At 50.1% G+C, this 21,388-nt stretch carries 15 protein-coding genes and 2 riboswitches; of the genes, 8 read left to right on the top strand and 7 right to left on the bottom strand.

Features of this window, described 5'->3' with window-relative positions; translation table 11 throughout:
• The first annotated feature begins 5 nt into the window (after window positions 1-5).
• From ahcY to EL628_RS15390, 4 genes are all read left to right on the top strand, one after another.
• Window positions 6-1,274, top strand: coding sequence for an adenosylhomocysteinase (gene ahcY / locus EL628_RS15405; protein ID WP_126580812.1), 1,269 nt, complete (start codon window positions 6-8; stop codon window positions 1,272-1,274).
• Window positions 1,275-1,577: 303 nt separating this feature from the next.
• A riboswitch (SAM riboswitch) is annotated at window positions 1,578-1,682 on the top strand.
• Between the two features lie 267 nt (window positions 1,683-1,949).
• Entirely contained in the window at window positions 1,950-3,188 is a 1,239-nt protein-coding gene (metK, locus tag EL628_RS15400; RefSeq protein WP_126581962.1) for a methionine adenosyltransferase, read from the top strand.
• 199 nt (window positions 3,189-3,387) lie between these two features.
• Window positions 3,388-4,536, top strand: a complete 1,149-nt coding sequence (locus EL628_RS15395) for an acyl-CoA dehydrogenase family protein (protein ID WP_126580811.1) — start codon at window positions 3,388-3,390, stop codon at window positions 4,534-4,536.
• A 93-nt stretch (window positions 4,537-4,629) separates the two neighbouring features.
• Window positions 4,630-5,283, top strand: coding sequence for a DUF1003 domain-containing protein (locus EL628_RS15390; protein WP_126580810.1), 654 nt, complete (start codon window positions 4,630-4,632; stop codon window positions 5,281-5,283).
• A gap of 74 nt (window positions 5,284-5,357) precedes the next feature.
• Here the strand turns inward: EL628_RS15390 and EL628_RS15385 are convergent, their stop codons facing one another.
• The 3 genes from EL628_RS15385 to EL628_RS15375 all read right to left on the bottom strand — a co-directional run bounded on the left by EL628_RS15385 (window position 5,358) and on the right by EL628_RS15375 (window position 9,363).
• Window positions 5,358-7,241, bottom strand: a complete 1,884-nt coding sequence (locus EL628_RS15385) for an anti-sigma factor family protein (protein ID WP_126580809.1) — start codon at window positions 7,239-7,241, stop codon at window positions 5,358-5,360.
• Window positions 7,238-8,044: an RNA polymerase sigma factor gene (locus tag EL628_RS15380; RefSeq protein WP_126580808.1), complete on the bottom strand. Its 807-nt coding sequence runs from the start codon at window positions 8,042-8,044 to the stop codon at window positions 7,238-7,240. Before EL628_RS15380 ends, EL628_RS15385 begins: the two co-directional genes overlap by 4 nt.
• Window positions 8,045-8,169: 125 nt before the next feature.
• The gene (locus EL628_RS15375; protein ID WP_126580807.1) at window positions 8,170-9,363 is read right to left on the bottom strand and encodes a threonine synthase; all 1,194 of its coding nucleotides are present in this window, start codon (window positions 9,361-9,363) and stop codon (window positions 8,170-8,172) included.
• A 181-nt stretch (window positions 9,364-9,544) separates the two neighbouring features.
• Here EL628_RS15375 and holB point away from each other — a divergent pair, with 181 nt between their 5' ends.
• Together holB and EL628_RS15365 are read left to right on the top strand one after the other, a co-directional pair.
• A complete protein-coding gene (gene holB / locus EL628_RS15370) occupies window positions 9,545-10,573 on the top strand; it encodes a DNA polymerase III subunit delta' (RefSeq protein WP_126580806.1) in 1,029 nt (342 codons plus the stop codon).
• A gap of 55 nt (window positions 10,574-10,628) precedes the next feature.
• A complete protein-coding gene (locus tag EL628_RS15365) occupies window positions 10,629-11,417 on the top strand; it encodes an enoyl-CoA hydratase/isomerase family protein (RefSeq protein WP_126580805.1) in 789 nt (262 codons plus the stop codon).
• A 15-nt stretch (window positions 11,418-11,432) separates the two neighbouring features.
• Here EL628_RS15365 and EL628_RS15360 read toward each other — a convergent pair whose 3' ends face one another.
• Window positions 11,433-12,443 (bottom strand): GNAT family N-acetyltransferase, encoded by a 1,011-nt coding sequence (locus EL628_RS15360; RefSeq protein ID WP_126580804.1) that lies wholly within the window; start codon window positions 12,441-12,443, stop codon window positions 11,433-11,435.
• Between the two features lie 201 nt (window positions 12,444-12,644).
• On the opposite strand from EL628_RS15360, the gene EL628_RS15355 reads away from it, so the two are divergent.
• Together EL628_RS15355 and alaS are read left to right on the top strand one after the other, a co-directional pair.
• The gene (locus EL628_RS15355; RefSeq protein ID WP_126580803.1) at window positions 12,645-13,574 is read left to right on the top strand and encodes a hypothetical protein; all 930 of its coding nucleotides are present in this window, start codon (window positions 12,645-12,647) and stop codon (window positions 13,572-13,574) included.
• Between the two features lie 503 nt (window positions 13,575-14,077).
• A complete protein-coding gene (alaS, locus tag EL628_RS15350) occupies window positions 14,078-16,756 on the top strand; it encodes an alanine--tRNA ligase (RefSeq protein WP_126580802.1) in 2,679 nt (892 codons plus the stop codon).
• Between the two features lie 352 nt (window positions 16,757-17,108).
• On the opposite strand, the gene EL628_RS15345 is transcribed toward alaS, so the two are convergent.
• The 3 genes from EL628_RS15345 to pqqE all read right to left on the bottom strand — a co-directional run bounded on the left by EL628_RS15345 (window position 17,109) and on the right by pqqE (window position 21,375).
• The gene (locus EL628_RS15345) at window positions 17,109-18,287 is read right to left on the bottom strand and encodes a phosphoribosylaminoimidazolecarboxamide formyltransferase (RefSeq protein ID WP_126580801.1); all 1,179 of its coding nucleotides are present in this window, start codon (window positions 18,285-18,287) and stop codon (window positions 17,109-17,111) included.
• Window positions 18,288-18,370: 83 nt separating this feature from the next.
• Window positions 18,371-19,897 (bottom strand): glycine hydroxymethyltransferase, encoded by a 1,527-nt coding sequence (locus EL628_RS15340; RefSeq protein ID WP_126580800.1) that lies wholly within the window; start codon window positions 19,895-19,897, stop codon window positions 18,371-18,373.
• 62 nt (window positions 19,898-19,959) lie between these two features.
• Window positions 19,960-20,047, bottom strand: a riboswitch (ZMP/ZTP riboswitch).
• A 155-nt stretch (window positions 20,048-20,202) separates the two neighbouring features.
• Window positions 20,203-21,375 carry a pyrroloquinoline quinone biosynthesis protein PqqE gene (gene pqqE / locus EL628_RS15335; protein WP_126580799.1) on the bottom strand — a complete coding sequence of 391 codons (1,173 nt, stop codon included), beginning with the start codon at window positions 21,373-21,375 and terminating at the stop codon, window positions 20,203-20,205.
• Window positions 21,376-21,388: the final 13 nt, after the last annotated feature.

Below are 21,388 nucleotides of genomic sequence, written 5' to 3'. Positions count from 1 at the left end.
TAAAAATGGCTATTTCAACTCAGGGTGATGTAAGAGATCTGTCTCTTTCAGCCCGTGGTAAAGATCGTATCGAGTGGGCCGCAAAAGACATGCCCGTCCTGCGCCTGATCCGCGAGCGTTTTGCTAAGGATCTGCCTCTCAAAGGCGTGCGTATGTCTGGCTGTTTACATATTACAACCGAGACGGCCAATCTGGCAATTACGCTCAAGGCAGGTGGTGCCGATCTGGTGCTGTGTGCCTCAAATCCTCTTTCGACCCAGGATGATGTTGCTGCAGCTCTGGTAAGCGAGTATGGCATTCCTACGTTTGCTATTAAGGGCGAAAATGAAGAGATCTATTATCAACATATTAATGCTGTGCTGGACCACCAGCCACAGATGACTATGGATGATGGTTGTGATCTGGTTTCAACTATTCATACCAAGCGTACCGAGCTCATTGCCAATATCATTGGGAGTATGGAAGAGACGACGACGGGTGTGATTCGCCTTCATAGCATGGAGAAGCAGGGCGTACTCAAGTTCCCGGTCGTAGCAGTGAATGATTCTGATACCAAGCATCTGTTTGACAATCGCTTTGGTACTGGACAAAGCACGCTTGATGCTATTATTCGTTCAACCAATATTTTGTTGGCTGGTCGCACGCTGGTCGTGATTGGTTATGGCTGGTGTGGTCGTGGTGTTGCTTCTCGTGCTCGTGGTATGGGATCTGAGGTCGTCGTCTGCGAAGTGAATCCTACCCGCGCTCTTGAGGCTGTGATGGAAGGCTATCGTGTGATGCCAGGGGTTGAGGCTGCTGCTATCGGCGATGTCTTTGTCACCGTTACTGGCGATATTAATGTGATCGATAAGGCCCATCTGGAGCATATGAAGGATGGAGCGATCATCGCAAACTCTGGCCACTTCAATGATGAGATTAACATCCCTGAGTTAGAAAAGCTGGCAGTCAAGAAGCGCCGCGTTCGTGATTTTGTTGATGAGTATACCTATGCTGATGGCCGCCATATTCATCTTCTGGCTGAGGGGCGTCTGGTCAATCTATCCGCTGCTGAGGGACATCCTGCAAGCGTGATGGACATGAGCTTTGCCAATCAGGCTCTGGCCGCAGAATATATTCTCGAGCATGCGAAAGAGATGCAGCCACAGGTATATACCCTGCCTGCCGATATCGATACTGAGATTGCCCGCCTGAAGCTGCATGCAATGGGCGTTAAGATTGATACGCTGACTCCTGAGCAAGAGCACTACCTCAACTCCTGGGAGTCTGGCACCTGATCATCGTCTCAAAGGGTTAGAAACCCTATGGCTAAAGCTGGGGGCTTGCACGTGCGGCAAGCCCACACCTGACCAGTTTTGGCCTGGTAACAGCCTCCGTTCTAAGCGAAATAGCGCTTTTTGTACGCCGTTATGCGGTGGTAGTGGCTAACTGATCCTGTAAATAGGGTATTTTTGCTTGACGGATGCAAATTCTCTTTTGCACCATTGACAACTTTCCCAACCATAGCGTACAATAATAAACGATGACAAGCTATGATAGCCTTGCGTCAAAGATCCCAGACAACTGAATAGTTGAGTTTGCTCTCATCAAGAGAGGTGGAGGGAAACGGCCCGATGAAGCCCGGCAACCCGCTTGTCCTTACAGGAAGGGTGCCAATTCCGGCGGTATATACCGCAAGATGAGGGGATGTGCTATAAATAGCCAGGCCCCTGAACACGCAGGGGTTTTTTTCTGCCCCGACAGACCCCCTGTTTCACCTTTGCGATAGAGAACACGTATCATGCGCACGTCTCTCTGACTGATAAGCCAGTCGATTCGTTCGCTTTGAGCAAGTGAAGGTCTCACAGCCCACTGCTTGCTCGTGTAGAGTGCAAAGATGCTCGATGTTCCACAGATCTTTGTCGCTCTGTCTATTTTATGTAATTGAAAGGAAACAGCTGATGAGCAGTTTCATGCGTAGTCCAAAAACATTTTTCACCAGTGAGTCTGTCACTGAAGGGCATCCCGATAAATTATGCGATCAGATCTCCGATGCTGTTCTAGATGCGATCCTGGCCCAGGATTCCAGCGCTCGTGTGGCTTGTGAGACCGCGACAACGACTGGTCTGGTCCTGGTAGCTGGAGAGATTACCACATCGGCCTGGGTAGATATCCCCGCTGTCGTGCGGTCAACAATTGAACAGGTTGGGTATATCAATGCGGATTATGGCTTTGATTATCGTACCTGTGGCGTGGTGACTTCGATCGGAAAGCAGTCGCCAGATATTGATATGGGTGTGAGTCAGGCTCTGGAGACGCGCGATGCTCAATTGACAGATGATGAGCTGGAGCGTATTGGCGCTGGCGACCAGGGCATGATGATTGGTTTTGCCTGTAACGAGACTCCTGAATTGATGCCGCTGCCCATTAGCCTTGCTCACAAGCTCACACGCCAGCTCTCACAGGTACGCCGTAAGTCCTGGGGTGGCAATGGCCCTATGACGTATCTGCGCCCCGATGGGAAGGGTCAGGTGACGATTCAGTACGAGAATGGCCGTCCCGTACGTGTTGATACCGTCGTTATTTCGACGCAACATGCCGATTATGTGGATCGCGAACAGATCCGCCGCGACGTGCTGGAATATATTATTAAGCCCGTCGTTCCTGAACATTTGCTGGATAAAGAGACAAAGATCTTTGTGAACCCGACTGGACGCTTTGTAACTGGTGGTCCTATGGGTGATGCTGGCCTGACTGGTCGCAAGATTATTGTTGACACCTATGGTGGTATGGCCCGCCATGGCGGTGGCGCTTTCAGCGGCAAAGATCCGACAAAGGTTGATCGCTCGGCTGCTTATGCTGCTCGTCATATTGCCAAGAATATTGTCGCTGCTGGCCTGGCTGATCGGATCGAGCTCCAGATTGCGTATGCTATTGGTGTCGCTCGCCCTCTCTCTCTCTTTGTCGAGACGTTTGGGACGGGCAAGGTGGCCGATGAAGAGATTATTCGCCTGATTAATGAGCACTTTGATCTGAGGCCTGCTGGCATTATTCAGTCGCTTAATCTGCGCCGTCCAATCTATCAGCCAACGGCAGCGTTTGGCCACTTTGGTCGTACCGACATTGATCTGCCATGGGAGGCTTTAAATAAAGTTCCTATGTTGCGCAAAGGTGTTGGCGCTTATGCAGGGGAGCATGAAGCTCTCCCGTAGACACCGTAGGCACATTTAATGATGAGTCATGCCGATCTTGCAGGGATGACTCAGCAAAGAACAAGATGGCTCACAGACAACAAACTGTGAGCCGTTTTGTGCTAAAAACCTTACCCTTTTTTTAACCGGCAGGCATCTTAGTTCGTATTCTATTCAGGAAGATGTTGTATAGGTGTGAAAAAGAGAGGTTGAGGGGAAGATGGACTTTTCACTCAATGATGAGCAGCAGGCTATTCGCGAGACCAGCCGAGACTTTGCTGAACAAGTAATTAAACCCGTCGCCGCAGAACTGGATGAGACCGGACGTTTTCCCATCGAGATTATCCAACAGATGGGCCAGCTCGGTATGCTTGGTCTCCCTTTTCCTGAGGAATATGGGGGAGCAGGCGCTGATTTTCTCTCCTATTGTCTGGCTTTAGAGGAGATCTCACGAGCCGATGTCTCTGTCGGTATTACGATGGAGGCTCATACTTCACTGGGGGCCACCCCTTTCTTTCTCTTTGGTAATCAGCAGCAGAAGGAAGAATTGCTTCCTCGCCTGACACGTGGAGAGCAGCTCTGGGCGTTTGGTCTGACGGAGTCCGAGGCAGGATCAGATTCAGGAAGCACTCAGACGCGTGCTACTTTGTCGGACGATGGCTGGTGCATCAATGGTGCCAAGGTCTTTATTACCAATGCGGGTACTGAAATGAGTGGCGGCGTCACTATTACAGCGCGCACTGGCACACAGTCCAATGGGCGTCCTGAGATTACAAATCTTATCGTTCCCAAAGGCACCTCTGGCTATAGTATTGGGCAGCCCTATAAAAAAATGGGTTGGAAAGCCTCCGATACTCGACCCTTAACCTTTGAAGATTGTCTCATTCCACAAGAAAACCAGTTGGGTCAGCGAGGTGATGGTCTCAAACAATTTCTTCGCATTCTTGATTCCGGTCGTGTTGCGATTGCTGCACTCTCCGTAGGTCTGGCGCAGGCCTGCCTGGATGAAGCTTTGAGCTATGCGCAACAGCGTAAACAATTTGGTCAGCCGATCAGCAGGTTTCAGGCTATTCAGTTTAAACTTGCCGATATGGATACCGAGATTGAACTGGCTCGCCTGATGTACTATAAGGCTGCCTGGCTGCATATGCAGGGGAGATCCTACACGCGTGAAGCCTCAATGGCTAAGTTGGTGGCCTCAGAAACAGCCAAGAGAGCAGCCGATCAGGCTGTACAGATTCATGGTGGGTATGGGTTTATGGACGAGTATCCTGTTTCACGCTATTGGCGTAGCGTCAAGATCAACGAGATTGGCGAAGGAACCAGCGAGATTCAACGTATTGTTATTGCCAAGCAGCTTGGTTGTTGACCGTACTTTTTAAAATAACAGATCAAATACTCATCCTTAAGACGTTTAAATAATAGGCAGCTACAATTCGAAACGTCTTAAGGAGTTTTTTTGATGGAGACAACCCCTGGCCAGAGTGTCAACCAGCACTCTCAATCTACGACTGAAGAGAATATTAAACAATTTTTTAACGCAGTTGGCTCATGGAAATTTCCGCAGCTGAAGCGCGAAGAGCAACCAGAACTTATTAATGTCAATAAAACGGTCGATGATAAGCTCACAATAGGTGACAAAATTTCTGATGCGGTAACGTCTACTATTGGAAGCTGGCGTTTTATCATTATTCAATCATGTATCCTGTTTATCTGGATTGTGCTAAATATTGTACTATTTGTGAAGTACCGATGGGATCCGTATCCATTTATTCTTTTAAACCTGGCCCTCTCTTTCCAGGCAGCCTATGCCGCCCCTTTTGTCATGATGAGCCAGAATCGCCAGGCCGTGAAGGATCGTCTGACCGCCGAGAACGACTATCTAACGGATGTGAAAGGAGAGCAAGAAGTCTCTCATATTCTTGAGCATCTTGATCATCAGGATACACTGGTACTGGAGATTGTGCAGCGTTTAGCGACCCAGAATGAGAAAATTAATCAACAAGAGCAACTTATTCTTGAACTGGTACACAAAATTGATGCACAGCAGCAATTTATGAAAACACAGCATCAAGAGATTATTGACCTGGTGAAAACAGCAGAAGACAGCAAGTAAACGGTAAGGAAGGCAAGACGCAGCTTAGATCAACCATCTAGCTGCATCTTGCCTTCCTTGACATCTCCGTCTCTCTAGGGGCCTGTAGAGCCTTTAATGGGTCGAGGCCATTTGAACGTACCCAGCTTAATAGTTGGATTAACAGGATCGCTTTGATCGGTGGTATTTGGAGCGAGGGTATTAATGACCCAGACTGCCGTATCGCCGTTAACATTTAAGAAAGAGGCATTCTTAGGCACCGTATCGCTATCAATCGTCACGGGAGCTTTTGTCTCCACATCATACATCTCAAACGCATTGGCACTATTCTGCCAGAGTAAGAAACGTTTGCCGCCTTGAATTGCTGAGACAATCTTATTATCATCAATGGTCGTTGGGAGCTGGAGTGCACCATTGGCTGAGTAGGTCTGAAGCTTTCCGCTGGCCTGAGCATCGATCTGTGCTGCGTACACACCTGGATCATATTTTACCGTTCCACCCAGTACACTATTGGCATTAATTGAGATTGGCGAGGCCGTTACAGTTGCCTGAGCTATTGATGTCGATTGAGCGGTTGGTGTTGCCGTTGGTTTGGCCTGATTGCTTGTAGAACCATCCGTTTGCAGGAAGAAAAGCATATCTTCAACAACCTGCGGTTTGAAGGAGCGTTCATCAGAACGGAAGAGATAGGTATAGGTCTGCATATGAGCGGCCCATCGTCCCTGGCGCTCGGGAATCGCCTCTTGAATCTGCTGTGTCCAGATATTGCTATGCAGAGCATTCTCTCCGTTGACCCACCATTCATCGGCCCAATAGATATCGGTGCCATCCATATTGCTGGTAGGAGAGGCCAGGATATGCCCATCCTCAGCATGAGCGAGCTCAATAGGATTGGCCTGAGTTGCAGCAGTCTTATCTAAGGGATAATTTAAGAGATGGGATGTCCCCCTCTCATCGACCATAGCCAGCAGGATCGTATTCTGAGTAAAGCTGACCCCCTGTACAGGTGAACGTACCCAGTTTGGAACAGTATCGGGATTAAACGTCCCATTTACCAGTGTGAGATCAGCATTGTTCGGGCTACTTGCATCTGTTCCGAGCGCTTTGACATGAACGCTCCAGGTGCGCGGCAGGACATTCTGTGCATCAGGATGAACATGTTTTGTATCAGCAGCTTTGGGCTCATCAAATTGGAGCCAGAGCAGCCAATCTTTGGAGGTTCCAAGGAGAATCAGCGGGCTACCGACGGGAACAGTTAAGAGCAACTGAGAGCTATTCTTCCTGATATCGAACTGTTCGAGCATCCAATTGGTCTTACTCGCATTGTAATTTGTGTAATAGATCGCATCGTTTCCAGCGATTGCACTGGCTACATAGGGATAAGTCGAGGTTGTTGCATACGGCTCTGACGCAGAAATCTGTGCTGAGTGAATACTTGTCGTTGTTTTATTCAGCGTCGAAAGGGAAGAGCCTTGATTGGCAAGAGTCAAGAGCCCTGTTACTCCACCAACCATCAAGACCATCAGAATAGAAGCGGCGAGACCGATAGTCATAAATTGATTCATATGCCAGGGCTGACGTCGTCTGATAGGGCGTATAATAGGCAGAGGACCAGTCTCAGCGGTGGCGAAAGCCGCGAGCGATTTTGTATCCGGATCTTTCTGTGCAAGTTCCTTTAAGTAAGGCGCGAGAAAGGCAGGGGCAGGAGTTGAAGATACAGAAGAGGGGGCGCGTTCCAGGAAACGCGCATGTTCTGCCGCCAACGCCTGCATCAACTTTGTGTGTGCAGTAGGGGACGGCTCAATAGGAGGGAGCGCACGAATGCGTTCGCCGATAGAATGATATTGAGCATATGCCTCTCTGCATGCTGCACAATGCGCCAGGTGCACGTCTAATTCGGTCGCGTCAGAGGATGTTGTCTGATCCTTATTCAGTTCTCGGTATATGGCGAGCAGAGCTCGCGCCTGACTACAGTTCAATCTTCACCGACCTCTTTTTGATACAAACCAATAAACCGTTCTCTTGCTCGCATCAAACGCATTTTTACCGCTGAGGCACTGATATTGAGGACTTCGGCAATCTCTGCACAGGAGAGTCCATCATTTTCATAGAGCCAGAGGCAGCTAGCATATTTTTCTGGTAACTGCTGAAACACACGTTGTACGATTTCGCGGTCGGCGACACGGCTTTCAAAACGTCCTCCATCGTATCCATTGCGCTCATAGAGTGAAGTCACGGAAGAAGAACGTGGCTCAGAGCCATGTTCATCGGATGCTGGATTAAAGGTTTCGGAAGGTGTGCCTCCTGCGTCAGAGACAACCCCGGCCCCAATCCCACGATCTTCATTAAACAATGAGAGTGGTAACCACGAAATCAAGCGACGGCGGCGAAGGGTATCTGTTGTGGTATTGGCCGCAATTCGATAGAGCCACGCCGATAGTGCCCCGGGTTGAACAACAGTTCCCCCTAATAACGCTTTATATGCTTTGACAAATACGTCTTGAGCAAGATCATAGGCTTGTTCACGATTCCCGATCAAATGGTAGATAAAATTAGTGATAGGGCCCTGGTAGCGTAAGAAGATAGCCTCAAAATTCGCCACATCTACCTGTTCTGGTTGAGTGACCAGTTCAGGGGATGATGGGCTCTCGGCGATCTCAACCTGTTCCTCCTCACCATCAGTCTCTTTTGGAGCGGGAATGGTTACATGCCCCTGCTGTTCCTCCTCTTCAGAGGAACGCAGATTGCTATTCGTATTGTACAAACGTATAGAGGTATCCATCGGTTACATTGGCCTTATCGAAAAGCAGTATTTTCTCTGACAGTGCTTACAAACGCGACTTTACACAAACGGAGAGAGCCTATACTGTTAGCATAACACATCTATCAGTCTTTGACGGTGACAGATCAGCCGGGCAGGCCTAAATCGGCCAGCCCACTCCCGGTGAAGAAGAGCACGACCTCGTCGTCTGCCGATAGAGAGTTATTTGCAAGCAAGCGATGATAGGCAGCCAGAGTGGCGGCGGCTTCTAATGAGATCAACATACCTTCTTGTTGTGCCGCATAATGGACCATCTGTTTCATCTCCTCATCACTGACGCTGAGCGCGGTTCCAGCGCTTTCGCGTATGGCTTGTAGGATCAATCGGTCCCCAATGGCTGATGGGACCCGAAGGCCAGCAGCTTGAGTCGTAGCCTGGTCTGAAGGCCAGGGAGTGGCCTCTGTACTTCCTTGATTCCAGGCCTGTACCAGGGGGGCGCATCCCTCTGCCTGGACAACAATCATCCTGGGTAGGGGGGATTCAGTCAACCAGCCAAGTGAGTAGAGTTCACTGAAGGCTTTCCACATCCCTACAACCCCAGTCCCTCCACCGGCGGGATAGATAATTGCCGTGGGTAGTCGCCAGCCAAGTTGTTCAGCTAATTCGAGCCCCATCGTCTTTTTACCTTCAACACGATAGGGTTCGCGTAAGGTTGCGACATTGAATAAGCCCCGTTGAATTGCTCGTTCAGTTGCTAATCGTCCAGCATCGCTAATTAATCCTGCGAGGAGCTCAACCTCAGCTCCGTAAAGGTGGGCCTGCTTTATACACGCTTGAGGAGCATCTTCTGGTGCAGTGACATATGCAGGCAATCCGGCACGTGCAGCATAGGCGGACATGGCTGCACCCGCATTTCCTGCCGTAGGGGTGATTACACCGCGTACTCCTAATTCAAAAGCGCGAGAGACGGCGGCTGACATGCCACGGGCTTTGAAACTTCCTGTTGGATTCTGTCCTTCGTCTTTGACAAAGACCTGTGCTGTCTGTTTTAACCCTTTTGGTGCTAAACGGGGCGCAGGCAGAAGAGGCGTCATACCCTCACCCAGACTCTGTACAGATTGTGGGGTACGAACAGGTAAAAGTTCATGATAACGCCACATGGTTGCAGGCCGTCCAGACAGTTCTTCCCTGCGCATTTCGTTTTTGAGCGCCGAGAGATCATACTGGGCAAGCAAAGGGCGGCTGCAACACGGGCTGATGGTACTCAGCTGGTCTGCGTCGTAATGGCACTGGCAGAGACTACAGACCAGATGACTTAGGTAACTGAAACGTCTACTCATGAGAATTAGTATATCATATAATTCTCAGCTGCAAACCATCTTTATGAATAGTGCTTGTTTTGCTCTGTAAAATTCAATAATGAGTTTCCAGTAGGATTTTTTTACGCGTAATTGCCGCATATATGGTGACAGACGATGCGCGAAACTTGCCATTTCACTGTATTTCTGCTACCATGAAGCTATGGTTACCCAGCTATTACAATCACAAAATTGGGATATCGTGGGCCACGAGCACTCCATTGATATCCTCCGTCGAACCCTGGCAGCGCAACAGGTGCGGCATGCCTATCTTTTTGTTGGCCCCCAACGGATAGGTAAGCATCGGCTTGCGCAACAGTTTGCTCAGGCATTGCTCTGTACTGGTGGTCCTGATCCACATCGTTCTCCTACCGATCCCTGTCATCAGTGTCTCTCGTGCCGTAAGATTATGCACAATAATCATCCTGATGTGCATGTGATTACAAAGGCAGTTGATAAACAATTTATTACGATTGATCAGGTACGTGAATTACAGAGCTCGGCGGCCCGGCGTACGTTGGAGGGACGCCGTAATATTTTTCTGCTTCCAGATGCACAAGATATGAATGTGCAGGCGGCCAATTGTTTACTCAAAACATTGGAGGAGCCCGAGCCTGAGGTTGTGCTCTTGCTCACTGTTCCAGATGCAGGTCTTTTGCTGCCAACTATTCTTTCGCGCGTGCAGCAGATTCCTATGCACCTTTTGACAGCAGCTCAGATACGGACCGCATTGCTTCGAGAGTGGGATGTAGATGAGCAGCAGGCTAACCTGATCTCTTCGCTCGCCGCCGGTCGCATGGGCTGGGCGGTCCAGGCTGTGGAGGATGAGGAGATGCTTGACGAGCGCCGTACTCTTCTTGAGTCGCTGGCCAAATTGCCTGGGATGTCTAAGGTGCAGCGTTTTGATTTTGTGCAACAACTGGGGTTGGATGCAGAGAAGGCTCGAACTCTCTTAGAGCTCTGGCTTCTCTGGTGGCGCGATCTGGTGTTAACTGCCAATGGTTGTCTGGAGCTGACTGTCAATGTGGATCTGCGAGATCTTCTTGCCAGACATGCTGCTAAAATCGGTTCTGCGGAGGCCGAGCGCGTCGTCCGAGCGATTTTGCAGACTCAGGAAGCAATTGATCAGAATGTAAATGTACGTGTCGCTATGGAAGTGTTACTGATGGATCTCCCCCTGCTAAAAATGTAAGCTTATCATCAATCTGTCCGCCATGTGACTGTTCTACGATGAGGAGGAACCCACCATGCGTACTGATTTCCAGCATCTGATTGTGCAGCGTCAGGGTGGCGTATTGACGCTACTCATGAATCGGCCAGAGGTGCTGAATGCATTTAATGCGCAACTGCTTCAGGATTGTATTGAGGCGGCGCAGGCTGCGGCTGAGGATGAGACGGTGCGCTGTGTGGTATTGGCAGGAGCTGGACGCGCCTTTGGCTCGGGTCAGGATCTCTCTTTCTTCAAAGATCCGTTATCTGAAGATGCCGGGCGTGATCACCTTCAGCACTATCATCGCCTGGTTCAGATCATTCATACGATGCCTAAGCCAGTCGTAGCAGCTCTTCATGGTGTGGCAACAGGCATTTCGTTAAATATTGCGCTTGCCTGTGACCTCCGTATTGCTGCCGATACGACGCGCTTCTCCGAAGGTTTTGCACGTATTGGACTGGTCCCCGATGGTGGGGGGGCTTATTTTCTTACACGGTTGGTCGGGCTGAGCAAGGCGTTGGAGCTCTCATTGCTGGCTGAAGAGATTCTGGCTCCGGAAGCTGAGCGTATAGGGCTGATCCATAAGTGTGTTCCTCTCTCTGAACTAGAAACCACAGTTCAGGCGCTTGCACAACGTCTGGCTGAAGGTCCAACCGTGACGTATGGTCTGATTAAGCGCTTAGTGTATGCAGCCCCTGATGGCGATCTTTCAACTATTTTTGCATTGGAGAGTGAGCTACAGGGACAGGCGATCCAGACAGCCGATCATAAAGAAGCAGTGGCCGCCTTTTTGCAGAAGCGGCCACCCTCCTATACCGGGCAGTAGGTCAGAGCTGTAGTATTACAGGAAGGCCTGGGTATGTCCCCATGCAACGCGTTCGTCGATGTGACGATAGAGGCGATAGGCGATCGTGCGGAAGCCCTGCCGGGGCCAGAACCGGGATGAACTGAGATTGGTGACGCGCCAGTCCACTCCAACTTTCGTGTCACCCTGCTCTTGAGCCTGGCGGAGGGCATGGGCCGTCAATGCCTGTCCAATTCCCTGCCCTCGAAGCTCTTCGCGTGTAGCTGCAATATTTAAGTAGGTTGACTTCTCATCGTCCATCAGGTTATCGACTTCAGGTTCTGATGGGGTATAGAGCTGGTAAGCAAGGAAACGACCATCTTTTTCAGCTACCCAGCAGATAGCCTCGGGATCTGTCAGGACACGCTCAAATAGCTGGCGGCGACCGACTATCTCCTCAGGGAGAAGAGGGGAATAGACGGGGCTGTCTGCCTGGTGGCGCATGATGATAGTGGCAAGCTCCATGAATGCCTCCAGATCAGCTCTCTCAGCGCGGCGAATCTGAATCGATGGATCAAACCGATGCTCAGGTTCTTTGATTGGAGCAATCTCACGCAGACCATGAGCATGTTCCTTCCCAAAGCTCAGAGCAAACCAGGCCGCCAGGGCATCTTGATCATGGGCCGGAATGAGCGCGTAGTGTTCAAAACACCCTTCCGCAATCCAGCGAGGAGCACTGGCTGCATAGAGGTCACGATAAAGTTCGGCATCTTGCGATGGTGCCAGCGCATGGCCAGCCAGCGGTATCCAGATTGTGCGCCCACGCTTTGTCTCAATCTTTGGCGCTCCCAATACATATCCCACGACCTCATTATGTGCAAGTGCGACCGTTCCACTGGCCAGAGGCTGTTGCCATGTCTTCTCAACGGCTTTAAGCGAGACAGCTGGATCGGCAAATTGTGGAGGAAGTGCAGGCTCTGCCAGGAGATCGCGCCGATGACGTTGGGCAAGCAGGTTTGCTGCTCCCAGGAGATGGTTTTCCTGAAAAGGCAAAATCGTAATAGACATTGGAGGAGCATCTTTCTGTGTTTTTGAAATATCGAGATGAGGGACGCATCTTTAAGGAGACTTCTATCCTTCGCATGGTGAAAGAGAGAAGCTCTAACTAGACCTGACGCAGCAGAAATGCTACACTAAATCCGTTCATTGTTACCAATTATACTTGAAATTTCCCGTTTTTGCCACTACGGCATAATGAAGGTCATCATCGTGCGTATAGATACATTAGCTGCAAATAATCGTCAAAGCCAGGGACCGCTCCGTCGTGAATGGTTTCGCCAGCATACTCCACAGCATCTCAAGCAAGTGAATGCCCTTGTCTCTCAGGGATTGTCCCTCCGTTCAACAGGAGCATCTCGTAGCTCACTTATTCTAGGAGCAGGAGCGTGTACAGAGGTGCCTCTGGCTGAGATCACGCGTGCATCCGAGGAGGTCGTCCTGGCTGACCTCGATCTGTTGTCAATGAATTATGGGCGTGAGGAATTGGGAGCATCTGGTCTTAAGCGGCGTGTGCGTTTTGTGAAATGTGATATCAGTGCTGGCGTGAGTAGTAATTTAGAGCGCCTGTTGAAGCGTCAGGACTGGAAGCTGTTAGCCCAGCAAGGTGCTACGGCCATATTCAATGCAGCAGCAGCCTGTCTGGACGAGTGTCTCATCCCCGACCCACCAGAGATTCATACCCTCCGTAAGGGCGACTTTGGCCTGGTAATAAGCTCACTCGTGCTATCTCAACTCTTTAGCTATCCATTGCTTGATGTCTTAGATACCGTGAAGCAGTATGCGCCAGATCTATTAGTCGAGCAAGAACGCCACCGCCGTTATCAAGATGCGGCCCAGGATTTTCGGATTCGCGTCATTAATGCTCATCTGCATTATATGCGTACCCTGTTGGATATTGGCGGGGTCGCCGTACTTCTGAGCGATATTCGTGCCTTTGTCTTTGGGGTCTATGGAACCGACCACGATGCTAAACATCGGCGTCTGCTCCCGCTGGTACCACGAAGCTTTCCAGAGCTCGTGCAGAATGTATTTACGGTGGTAGAAGAGGCTCACTGGGAATGGATCTCAGATCTTCCAGAGAACGATCGGCCCGGTCGGGGCTATGAAGTGGCAGGCTATATTCTGCGAGATGGGAGGTAGCCTCAATCTGAGCGATAAGAGGAGTATGGCTTCTGAGCTATACTTGACAAAGCGACAAGAAGAACCGTATACTAAAAGAAATTCAAATTTCAAAATCGTCGCGAGGGACGAATGCAATTTGCTAGAAGCAGACAGAGAGCTGGCAGTGGTGAGAGTCCAGCAAGCTTCACAAAGCACTGTAAGGCCCCCCTCTGATCCCATAAGTGTAAAAGGATCGCGATGCAGGAAGAACGCTTCTTTTCTGGAGCCTGTAATCCTGACCGGTAGCCCTCCGTTATCTCAGGGCAAGGCATCGAATAGCGATTGCGGCTGATGGTTTTACTATCATCTTCCAGCCAGTTTATTCCGTGTCTTATTAAGTGGGAAGCTTTCTATAGACAGAAAAACGCTTCCAATCCAGGTGGTACCACGGGCTATCAAGAAATTTCAGCCCGCCCTGAGCAGTAAGCTGAGGGCGGGCTTTTTATTGTGCTTGTTAGGTTTTGATCTGAAGGGAAATTGATATGAACAGTATGGATATTCGGCGTACCTTTCTGGACTACTTTATTCAGCACCAGCACGTGCAGTTGTCTAGTAGTCAGCTTGTCCCTGCAAATGATCCAACCTTGCTGTTCGTGAACGCTGGTATGGTCCCATTTAAGGAGACATTTCTGGATATAAGCCAGCGGACCACTCCACGCGCAACAACGGTCCAAAAATGTCTTCGCGTCTCTGGCAAGCATAACGACTTTGAGACTGTTGGGTCATCGCCTCGTCATCATACATTCTTTGAGATGCTGGGCAATTTTTCATTTGGTGATTACTTTAAGCGTGAGGCGATCCAACTGGCCTGGGGTTTGCTTGTACAAGTCTTGCAACTTCCGCTTGAGCGGCTCTGGTTTACGGTGTATCGCGATGATGACGAGGCTGCTCGTTTGTGGGAAGAAGTGGGCGCTCCACGAGAGCGTATCCTGCGCTTTGGTGAGAAAGATAACTTCTGGACTATGGGTGAGACTGGACCATGTGGGCCCTGTTCCGAGATCCATTACTATCAGGGCTCTGATCTGGCTCAGCAGCAGGCGTCTGGTGTGAATTCGGATGATGACGATTATATGGAGATCTGGAATCTCGTTTTTATGCACTATAATCGCGATATTCAGGGTCATCTGACCCCTTTGGAGCGACCCTGTATCGATACTGGCATGGGTTTTGAGCGTCTGGTTGCTATCTTGCAAGGTGTGAAAAATAATTATGAGACGGATCTGTTTCAGCCACTTATTGAGCGCCTGCAACAGTTATTGGGTCAGCAGAGCAGCCATTATCGGGCCCATACATCTCTTTATCATACTATTGTTGACCACAGCCGTGCGATTACTTTCTTGCTTGCTGATGGAATAGCGCCGGCGAATGAGGGTCGGAGCTATGTGGTGCGCCGTATCTTGCGCCGGGCTGCATACCTGGGCCAGCGTTTAGGAATGGAGAGACCATTTCTGGCGCACATGGCGCAGACGGTTATTGAGAAGATGGGACCAGTCTATCCTGAATTAGTGCTAAAGCAGGCATATATTCAACAGTTGATCACTGACGAAGAGGGTCGTTTTCGTTCGACATTAGTGACTGGTCTTCAGCACCTGGAGGCGATGGTTCAGCAGTCCGGAGCTCAAGAGAGTGGTATTCTTCCTGGAAGCGTTGCTTTTACGCTGCATGATACCTATGGTTTTCCAGTGGATCTAACGCAAAAGGTTTTGTCAGAGCGTTTAGTAAAGGTTGATCTGGAGGGCTATGAGGAGTCGCGAAGAGAACAGCAAGAGCGTTCTCGCTCTGGCAGCTGTCTGAAGCAGAGCGTTGAGTCGCTCTCAGAGCTGGTTCGTGAATTGCCACCAACAGAATTTGTTGGTTATACTCGCCTCGAGTGTCAGGGAACGATTCTGTCGCTTGAGCACCTGGGTCAGATCGTCCATTCTGTTCATGCTGGAGAGTCACTTCATGTAGTAGTTGATTGTACTCCTTTCTATGCAGAGAGTGGAGGTCAGGTTGCTGATACCGGTCTCATCTATAGTTTGACTGGAACTATCAAAGTAACCGATGTCCAGAAATTAGCGAATGGCCTTTACCTTCATGAAGGGAAGGTGGAGGAGGGAATCATCTCTATTGGAGAGCAATGTACATTGCAGGTAGACCGCACGCGCCGTTATGCGATTATGCGTCATCATACGGCGACCCATCTCCTCCATCAAGCGTTGCGCGAAGTGTTGGGTGCTCATGCAGAGCAGGCAGGCTCTTTAGTTTCTCCTGAGCATCTACGCTTCGATTTCCGACATCCTCGTGCGGTAACGTTGGAGCAACTGCGTGAGATCGAGCGCCGCGTTCAGGGGTGGATCCGTTCCGATTATCCTGTCAGCATGACCTTGATGAGCTATACCCAGGCAAGAGAGCAGGGAGCGATGGCCCTTTTTGGCGAGAAATATGGCGATATGGTACGAGTCGTTTCTGTAAATTCTTATAGTCTTGATAAACAAGAGCAACATGCTCACCTTGATTCAGATGTGCCATTCTTGCATTCACAAGAGCTGTGTAGTGGGACGCACGTCTTGCGCACAGGTCAGCTAGGAAGTTTTCATCTGCTGGGCGAAGGCTCTGTGAGCTCGGGTCTAAGACGTATTGAAGCAGTGGCTGGTCTGGCAGCCGACGCGTGGGTCACACAACAGTATGAGCAGTTACAACAGTTTGCAATAAAGCTATCAGCGCCGCTCCCACAATTATCTGAACGTATAGACGTTCTTGTGAATGACCTGAAGCAACGCACACATGAGCTAGCTCATGCACAATCTCAGCTCGTAGGACAACTTACGAAGACGTTGTTGCCACAAGTACGACAGCAAGGGACGATTCCTGTTTTGACGAGCATAGTTGAGATAGGGGATAAAAACCTCTTACGCCAACTTGGTCAGCGTGTTAGCCAGCAGTTAGGGTCGGGAATAGTGGCTCTGGGTGCCTTGATTGAGGGACAGCCACACTGTGTGATTCTCGTGAGTGCAGACCTCATTGCTCAAGGCTATCATGCAGGTACGTTCGCACGTGAAGTTGCAAAACAGTTGGGAGGAGGCGGTGGTGGACGACCCGAGATCGGGCAAGCTGGGGGCGGCGACTATCAAAAGCTAGAGAACGCGCTACATGCTCTGTTCTTTACGGGTAGCCTGTAGCATAGAAGTTATCAGGGATAGCTTATCGGCTCATTTTGCCTTGCCTGCCTATTCCAACGGCATATATAGCCGCACCATTGAGCGCTCACGCTTCTCAGTCCTGAATTGGTCAGAGCCGTCTCCCTGAAGAAGCAGGCAAGCAGTTTCCCACAGACCAGTAGGGTGATAAAGTAGGGACGGATGTTTGCCTGCCCTTATCGATCAAAGAAGCCCATAGGTGAGCCTACTGAGCTCCTGCAGACCAGCCTCTTGAATAGATGGTATGAAGATATGCACATCTAAGCAGAGCTTCTGGCTGCAGGGTCTTATTTTAAGACTTTCATCCACTGAAGTACTAAGCGAGAGACACAGATCAGTGATGGAAGAGGCGCACGCCAGTGAAGGCCATGGCAATATCGTAAATATTGCAGGCTTCAATCACATCCTCATCGCGCAAAGAACCACCAGGTTGGGCAATATATTTCACTCCATAGGCGGCAGCGCAGTCGACATTATCGCGGAACGGAATGAAGGCATCTGAACCCAGAGCCACATTTTTGAGTGTCTTGAGCCATTCCTGTTTCTCTTCAGCGGTCAGTCGAGCAGGAACCTCTTCAAACAGCTCTTTCCAGGGCTCTAGCTCAGCCGCAGTGGCATCGTCGCGCAGATAGAGGTCGATGGCGTTGACACGATCCTGACGTTTGACGGTGGCTTTCCAGGGGAGTTCGGCGATACGTGGGTGCTGGCGCAGATACCAGTTGGCAGCCTTTGAAGCAGCCAGGCGGGTGCACTGGATACGGGATTGCTGACCAGCTCCAATGCCAATGCACTGTCCATCGAGAGCAAAGCTGATCGAATTTGATTGCGTGTACTTCAGAGCAATCAGCGCAATTAACAGATCTCGTTGAGCACTCTCAGGCAGCTCTTTATTGCTGGTTGGGATATTTTGCAACCATTCAGTGCTGGCAAGGGCGGTGTTATGTTTTTGTTCGAACGTGATGCCAAAAACCTCTCGGCGCTCCAACTCCTCGGGCTCATAGGTGGGGTCCATCTCCAGAATAATATAGCGACCTTTCTGCTTTTTCTGGAGTAGTTCCAGTGCAGCAGGTTCGTAGCCGGGAGCTATGACACCATCGGAGACTTCGCGGTTAAGCAGCCGCGCTGTTGAGAGATCAACCACATCGCTCAATGCCACCCAGTCGCCAAAGGATGAGAGCCGATCAGCGCCACGTGCTCGTGCATAGGCATTCCCTAAAGGGGAAAGTTCGAGATCTTCGACACCATAGGCCCGCTTGAGCGTTTCGCTGAGCGGTAGACCGACCGCTGCTCCTGCCGGGCTTACATGTTTGAACGACGCAGCGGCTGGCAGATTGAGAACCTGACGGAGCTCTTTGACCAGTTGCCAGGAGTTTAGTGCATCAAGGAGATTGATATACCCGGGAGCTCCATTTAGCACCTTAAATGGTAGCTCACCATTATTCATAAATACTCTGGCTGGAGCCTGATAAGGGTTACAGCCATACCGTAATTTTAACTCTGTAGGATTGCTCATTGTTCTATTTTATCCTTATCGTACAACAATCACAGCATGAAACATTTGAAAACGTTTCATGCTGTGATTGTTCTGATGGTTTATTAATTGTTCTCGGCCAGAATCTGGGTGAGATTCAGATTCAACTCTGGATAGAGGGGATATTTAGCCAGAAGTGCTTGTACACGCTGTCTGGCCTCAGTGCTGATTTCAGGATCTAATGCGTATTTTGTAAGGCTCTTCTTACCACTTGAAGTAGTATTTGGTACGACATGTGAAAGCACAAGTTTGATAATGCTGGCAATCTCGCGCATGTCAGCAGGCCCCATACCCAGGGTTGTGATGGCAGGCGTGCCGATGCGAAGGCCACTGGTGTACCATGGTCCATTGGCATCAAATGGCAGAGAGTTGCGGTTGAGTGTAAAGTGGCAGTCGTGCAAAGCTGATTCGGCCTGGCGACCAGTTAAGCCAAAGGTTTTGGCAACATTGATCAAGAGCAGGTGATTGTCAGTGCCGTTGGTAAGCACAACGAGGCCCTCATCGAGACACGCCTGAGCCAGTGCCTGTGAGTTCTCAACAATCCTGTGAGCGTACTCTTTAAACTCAGGCCGCAGCGCTTCACGGAAGGCAATAGCTTTGGCTGCCATCACGTGTGGCAAGGGGCCGCCGAGCATCGAAGGACAGCCCTTATTGACCCATTCTGCAAATTCCTGTTTGCAGAGGATCAGGCCACCTCGAGGTCCACGCAGCGTCTTATGGGTTGTTGAAGTCACCACATGAGCATAGGGAACTGGATCGTACTCACCAGTAAAGACCTTACCCGCAACCAGACCTGCAAAGTGGGCCATATCAACCATCAAAACGGCACCTACTTCATCAGCGAGCTCGCGCATTTTTGCAAAATTCAATTTGCGTGGATAGGCACTATACCCAGCCAGTAAGATCAGGGGGCGCACCTCGTGCAACTGAGCGCGTAGCTGTTCCAGGTCAATCTGGTTGGTAGCTGGATCAACCGAATAAGTATAGACATCAAAGAGCTGACTGGAGATATTATGGCGATAGCCATGTGTCAGGTGGCCGCCGGAGTAGTAGTCCAGCGAAAGCAGGCGTTGATTATGGAAAGCTTCACGAACTTTATTCCAATCTTCCCGGCTGAGTTTCGAAGGATCTTCCTGACCCAATGAAGTTAGTAGAGGTTTCTCCACCTTTGCCAGCAAAATTGATAGGAAGGCTACAAGGTTGGCATCAGCTCCTGAATGGGGCTGAACATAGGCATGATCGGCTCCAAAGAGCTCACAAGCCAGTTGTGCAGCCTCCGACTCAATTGTATCGACATTATCACAGCCGGCATAAAAGCGGTGATTGGCATAGCCTTCGGCATATTTATCGGTCAGCAGATTGCCAGTTGCTAGCTGGCTTGCAAGAGAGCTATAATTTTCGCTGGCAATTAACTTGAGGTAGCTTCTTTGATCATCGAGCTCCTGTACAATTGCGCGAGCGATGGTTGGTGAGACGCTACTTACTTGATCCAGAGAGGCATAGAAAGCCGCGGCGGCAGAGTTCGGGGCTGCTCCATTGAGGCTATTGAGATAACGAATAAGAAGAGTCTGTGGAGTCGTTGAGATACTCATAGCTATTTTCGCTCCTTTGCTGTGCTTAAAAGATATCCACACAGGTATCGTATCATGTGTGGTCTACCAGCCCAGGCGAGCGACTGTAGATGGTTGTTCTCCTAACTTCCTCGTGGTTAATCCACTCGATCGCCAGTTGTTAAGAGAACCAGGTAGCTTATGATATGTTTGCCGCATTGATTGTATGTCTACTACTTCCTAGTATAACAATTTTGTAGGTCGCGTCAAGTACTCTGTATTCAAGGCAGGGCTTTCCCATTCCAGGTTGGTGCTCTCTTCACTGATGAGATTTCGAAAGCCAGTATTTAATTGTCCCTACTAGAGATGGGATCTGTGCGAAAACGAATCTTACGTGCATTTTCGGGTGTAAAATGCCGTGTAGCAGATTGCTGTAACTGTTCAACCATCTGTGTAAGCTGTAGATGATGGGGTGAAAGGTCGCAGGTTGGATCGGTCTGTGCAGGGTCGCCAGTAATGAGGAAGGCCTGACAGCGGCAGCCACCAAAATCTGTCTCTTTGTGTGGGCAACTCCGACAGGGTTCAGGCATCCAGGCGGTACCTCGGAAAAGCTTGAAGGCTGAAGAATGTTCCCAGATCCATGGAAGAGAATGTTCACGGATATTATCAAACTGGATGGTGGGGATTTCGCCAGCGGTCTGGCAAGGCAAAACGTTTCCCATAGGGTTAACCGTTAAAAAACGCTGGCCCCAGCCAAAGAGACAGGGTTTTGGACGTTCGCCATAGTAATCAGGCAAGATATAAAGGACCTCCATCTTCCCCCGCAAGCGCAGCTGAGCAGCGGTTGCAGTGTGATGGGCATCAGTCACCTGTTGCCGCGTTGGGAGGAGAACCTCTTTATTCTGAAATGCCCAGCCTAAAAATTGCGTATTAGCCAGTTCCAGTCGTTGTGCATCAAGTTCCTCCGCCAGTGCAATGATCTCGCTCAGTCGTTCTATATTCTCGCGGTGAAGCACTACATTCAGAGTTAGCGGAAAACCGAGTTCTCGAGCTAAGCGGGCCGCCGCTAATTTGCGTTGATGTGCCCGCGCGCCTGCAATCAGATCGGCCAATTCAGCCTGATCGGCCTGAAAGCTGATCTGAACACTATCAAGGCCAGCGGCTTTTAGCTCCTGGGCTCGATGTCTGGTAAAGCCTAAGCCGCTGGTAATGAGATTTGTATACATGCCAGTCTGTTGTGCTGAGGCAACGAGCTGTACGATATCGCGGCGCAACAGTGGCTCTCCACCTGAGAAGAGTATGTGGAGAATTCCTAGTTCGCTTGCTTCCTGAATGACGCGGAGCCATTCGTTCGTGGTGAGCTCAGACTGCTTCTGGGCCACCTGGAGTGGATTTGAGCAGTAGGGACAGTGGAGAGGGCAGCGGTACGTCAATTCTGCCAGAAGGCCAAAGGCACGATAGTGATTTGTGGTGGTCGTATGTGAGGTTTGTGGTGCAACGACCACTGGTTGTTGATCCATAGCTGCCAACATC

This window comes from Tengunoibacter tsumagoiensis (assembly GCF_003967535.1).
GTDB classification, from domain to species: domain Bacteria; phylum Chloroflexota; class Ktedonobacteria; order Ktedonobacterales; family Ktedonobacteraceae; genus Tengunoibacter; species Tengunoibacter tsumagoiensis.
The sequence above is the reverse complement of the archived record's forward strand: the minus strand, read 5'-3'. Positions and strand labels throughout refer to the sequence as shown.

Excerpts from the sequence above, each read along its gene's own strand:
- EL628_RS15365 (WP_126580805.1), top strand. The coding sequence starts at position 10,629 with ATGCGTACTGATTTCCAGCATCTGATTGTGCAGCGTCAGGGTGGCGTA.
- EL628_RS15360 (WP_126580804.1), bottom strand. The coding sequence starts at position 12,443 with ATGTCTATTACGATTTTGCCTTTTCAGGAAAACCATCTCCTGGGAGCA.
- EL628_RS15380 (WP_126580808.1), bottom strand. The coding sequence starts at position 8,044 with ATGGATACCTCTATACGTTTGTACAATACGAATAGCAATCTGCGTTCC.
- EL628_RS15340 (WP_126580800.1), bottom strand. The coding sequence starts at position 19,897 with ATGAGTATCTCAACGACTCCACAGACTCTTCTTATTCGTTATCTCAAT.
- EL628_RS15395 (WP_126580811.1), top strand. The coding sequence starts at position 3,388 with ATGGACTTTTCACTCAATGATGAGCAGCAGGCTATTCGCGAGACCAGC.
- holB (WP_126580806.1), top strand. The coding sequence starts at position 9,545 with ATGGTTACCCAGCTATTACAATCACAAAATTGGGATATCGTGGGCCAC.
- metK (WP_126581962.1), top strand. The coding sequence starts at position 1,950 with ATGCGTAGTCCAAAAACATTTTTCACCAGTGAGTCTGTCACTGAAGGG.
- EL628_RS15375 (WP_126580807.1), bottom strand. The coding sequence starts at position 9,363 with ATGAGTAGACGTTTCAGTTACCTAAGTCATCTGGTCTGTAGTCTCTGC.
- ahcY (WP_126580812.1), top strand. The coding sequence starts at position 6 with ATGGCTATTTCAACTCAGGGTGATGTAAGAGATCTGTCTCTTTCAGCC.
- alaS (WP_126580802.1), top strand. The coding sequence starts at position 14,078 with ATGAACAGTATGGATATTCGGCGTACCTTTCTGGACTACTTTATTCAG.
- pqqE (WP_126580799.1), bottom strand. The coding sequence starts at position 21,375 with ATGGATCAACAACCAGTGGTCGTTGCACCACAAACCTCACATACGACC.
- EL628_RS15345 (WP_126580801.1), bottom strand. The coding sequence starts at position 18,287 with ATGAGCAATCCTACAGAGTTAAAATTACGGTATGGCTGTAACCCTTAT.
- EL628_RS15390 (WP_126580810.1), top strand. The coding sequence starts at position 4,630 with ATGGAGACAACCCCTGGCCAGAGTGTCAACCAGCACTCTCAATCTACG.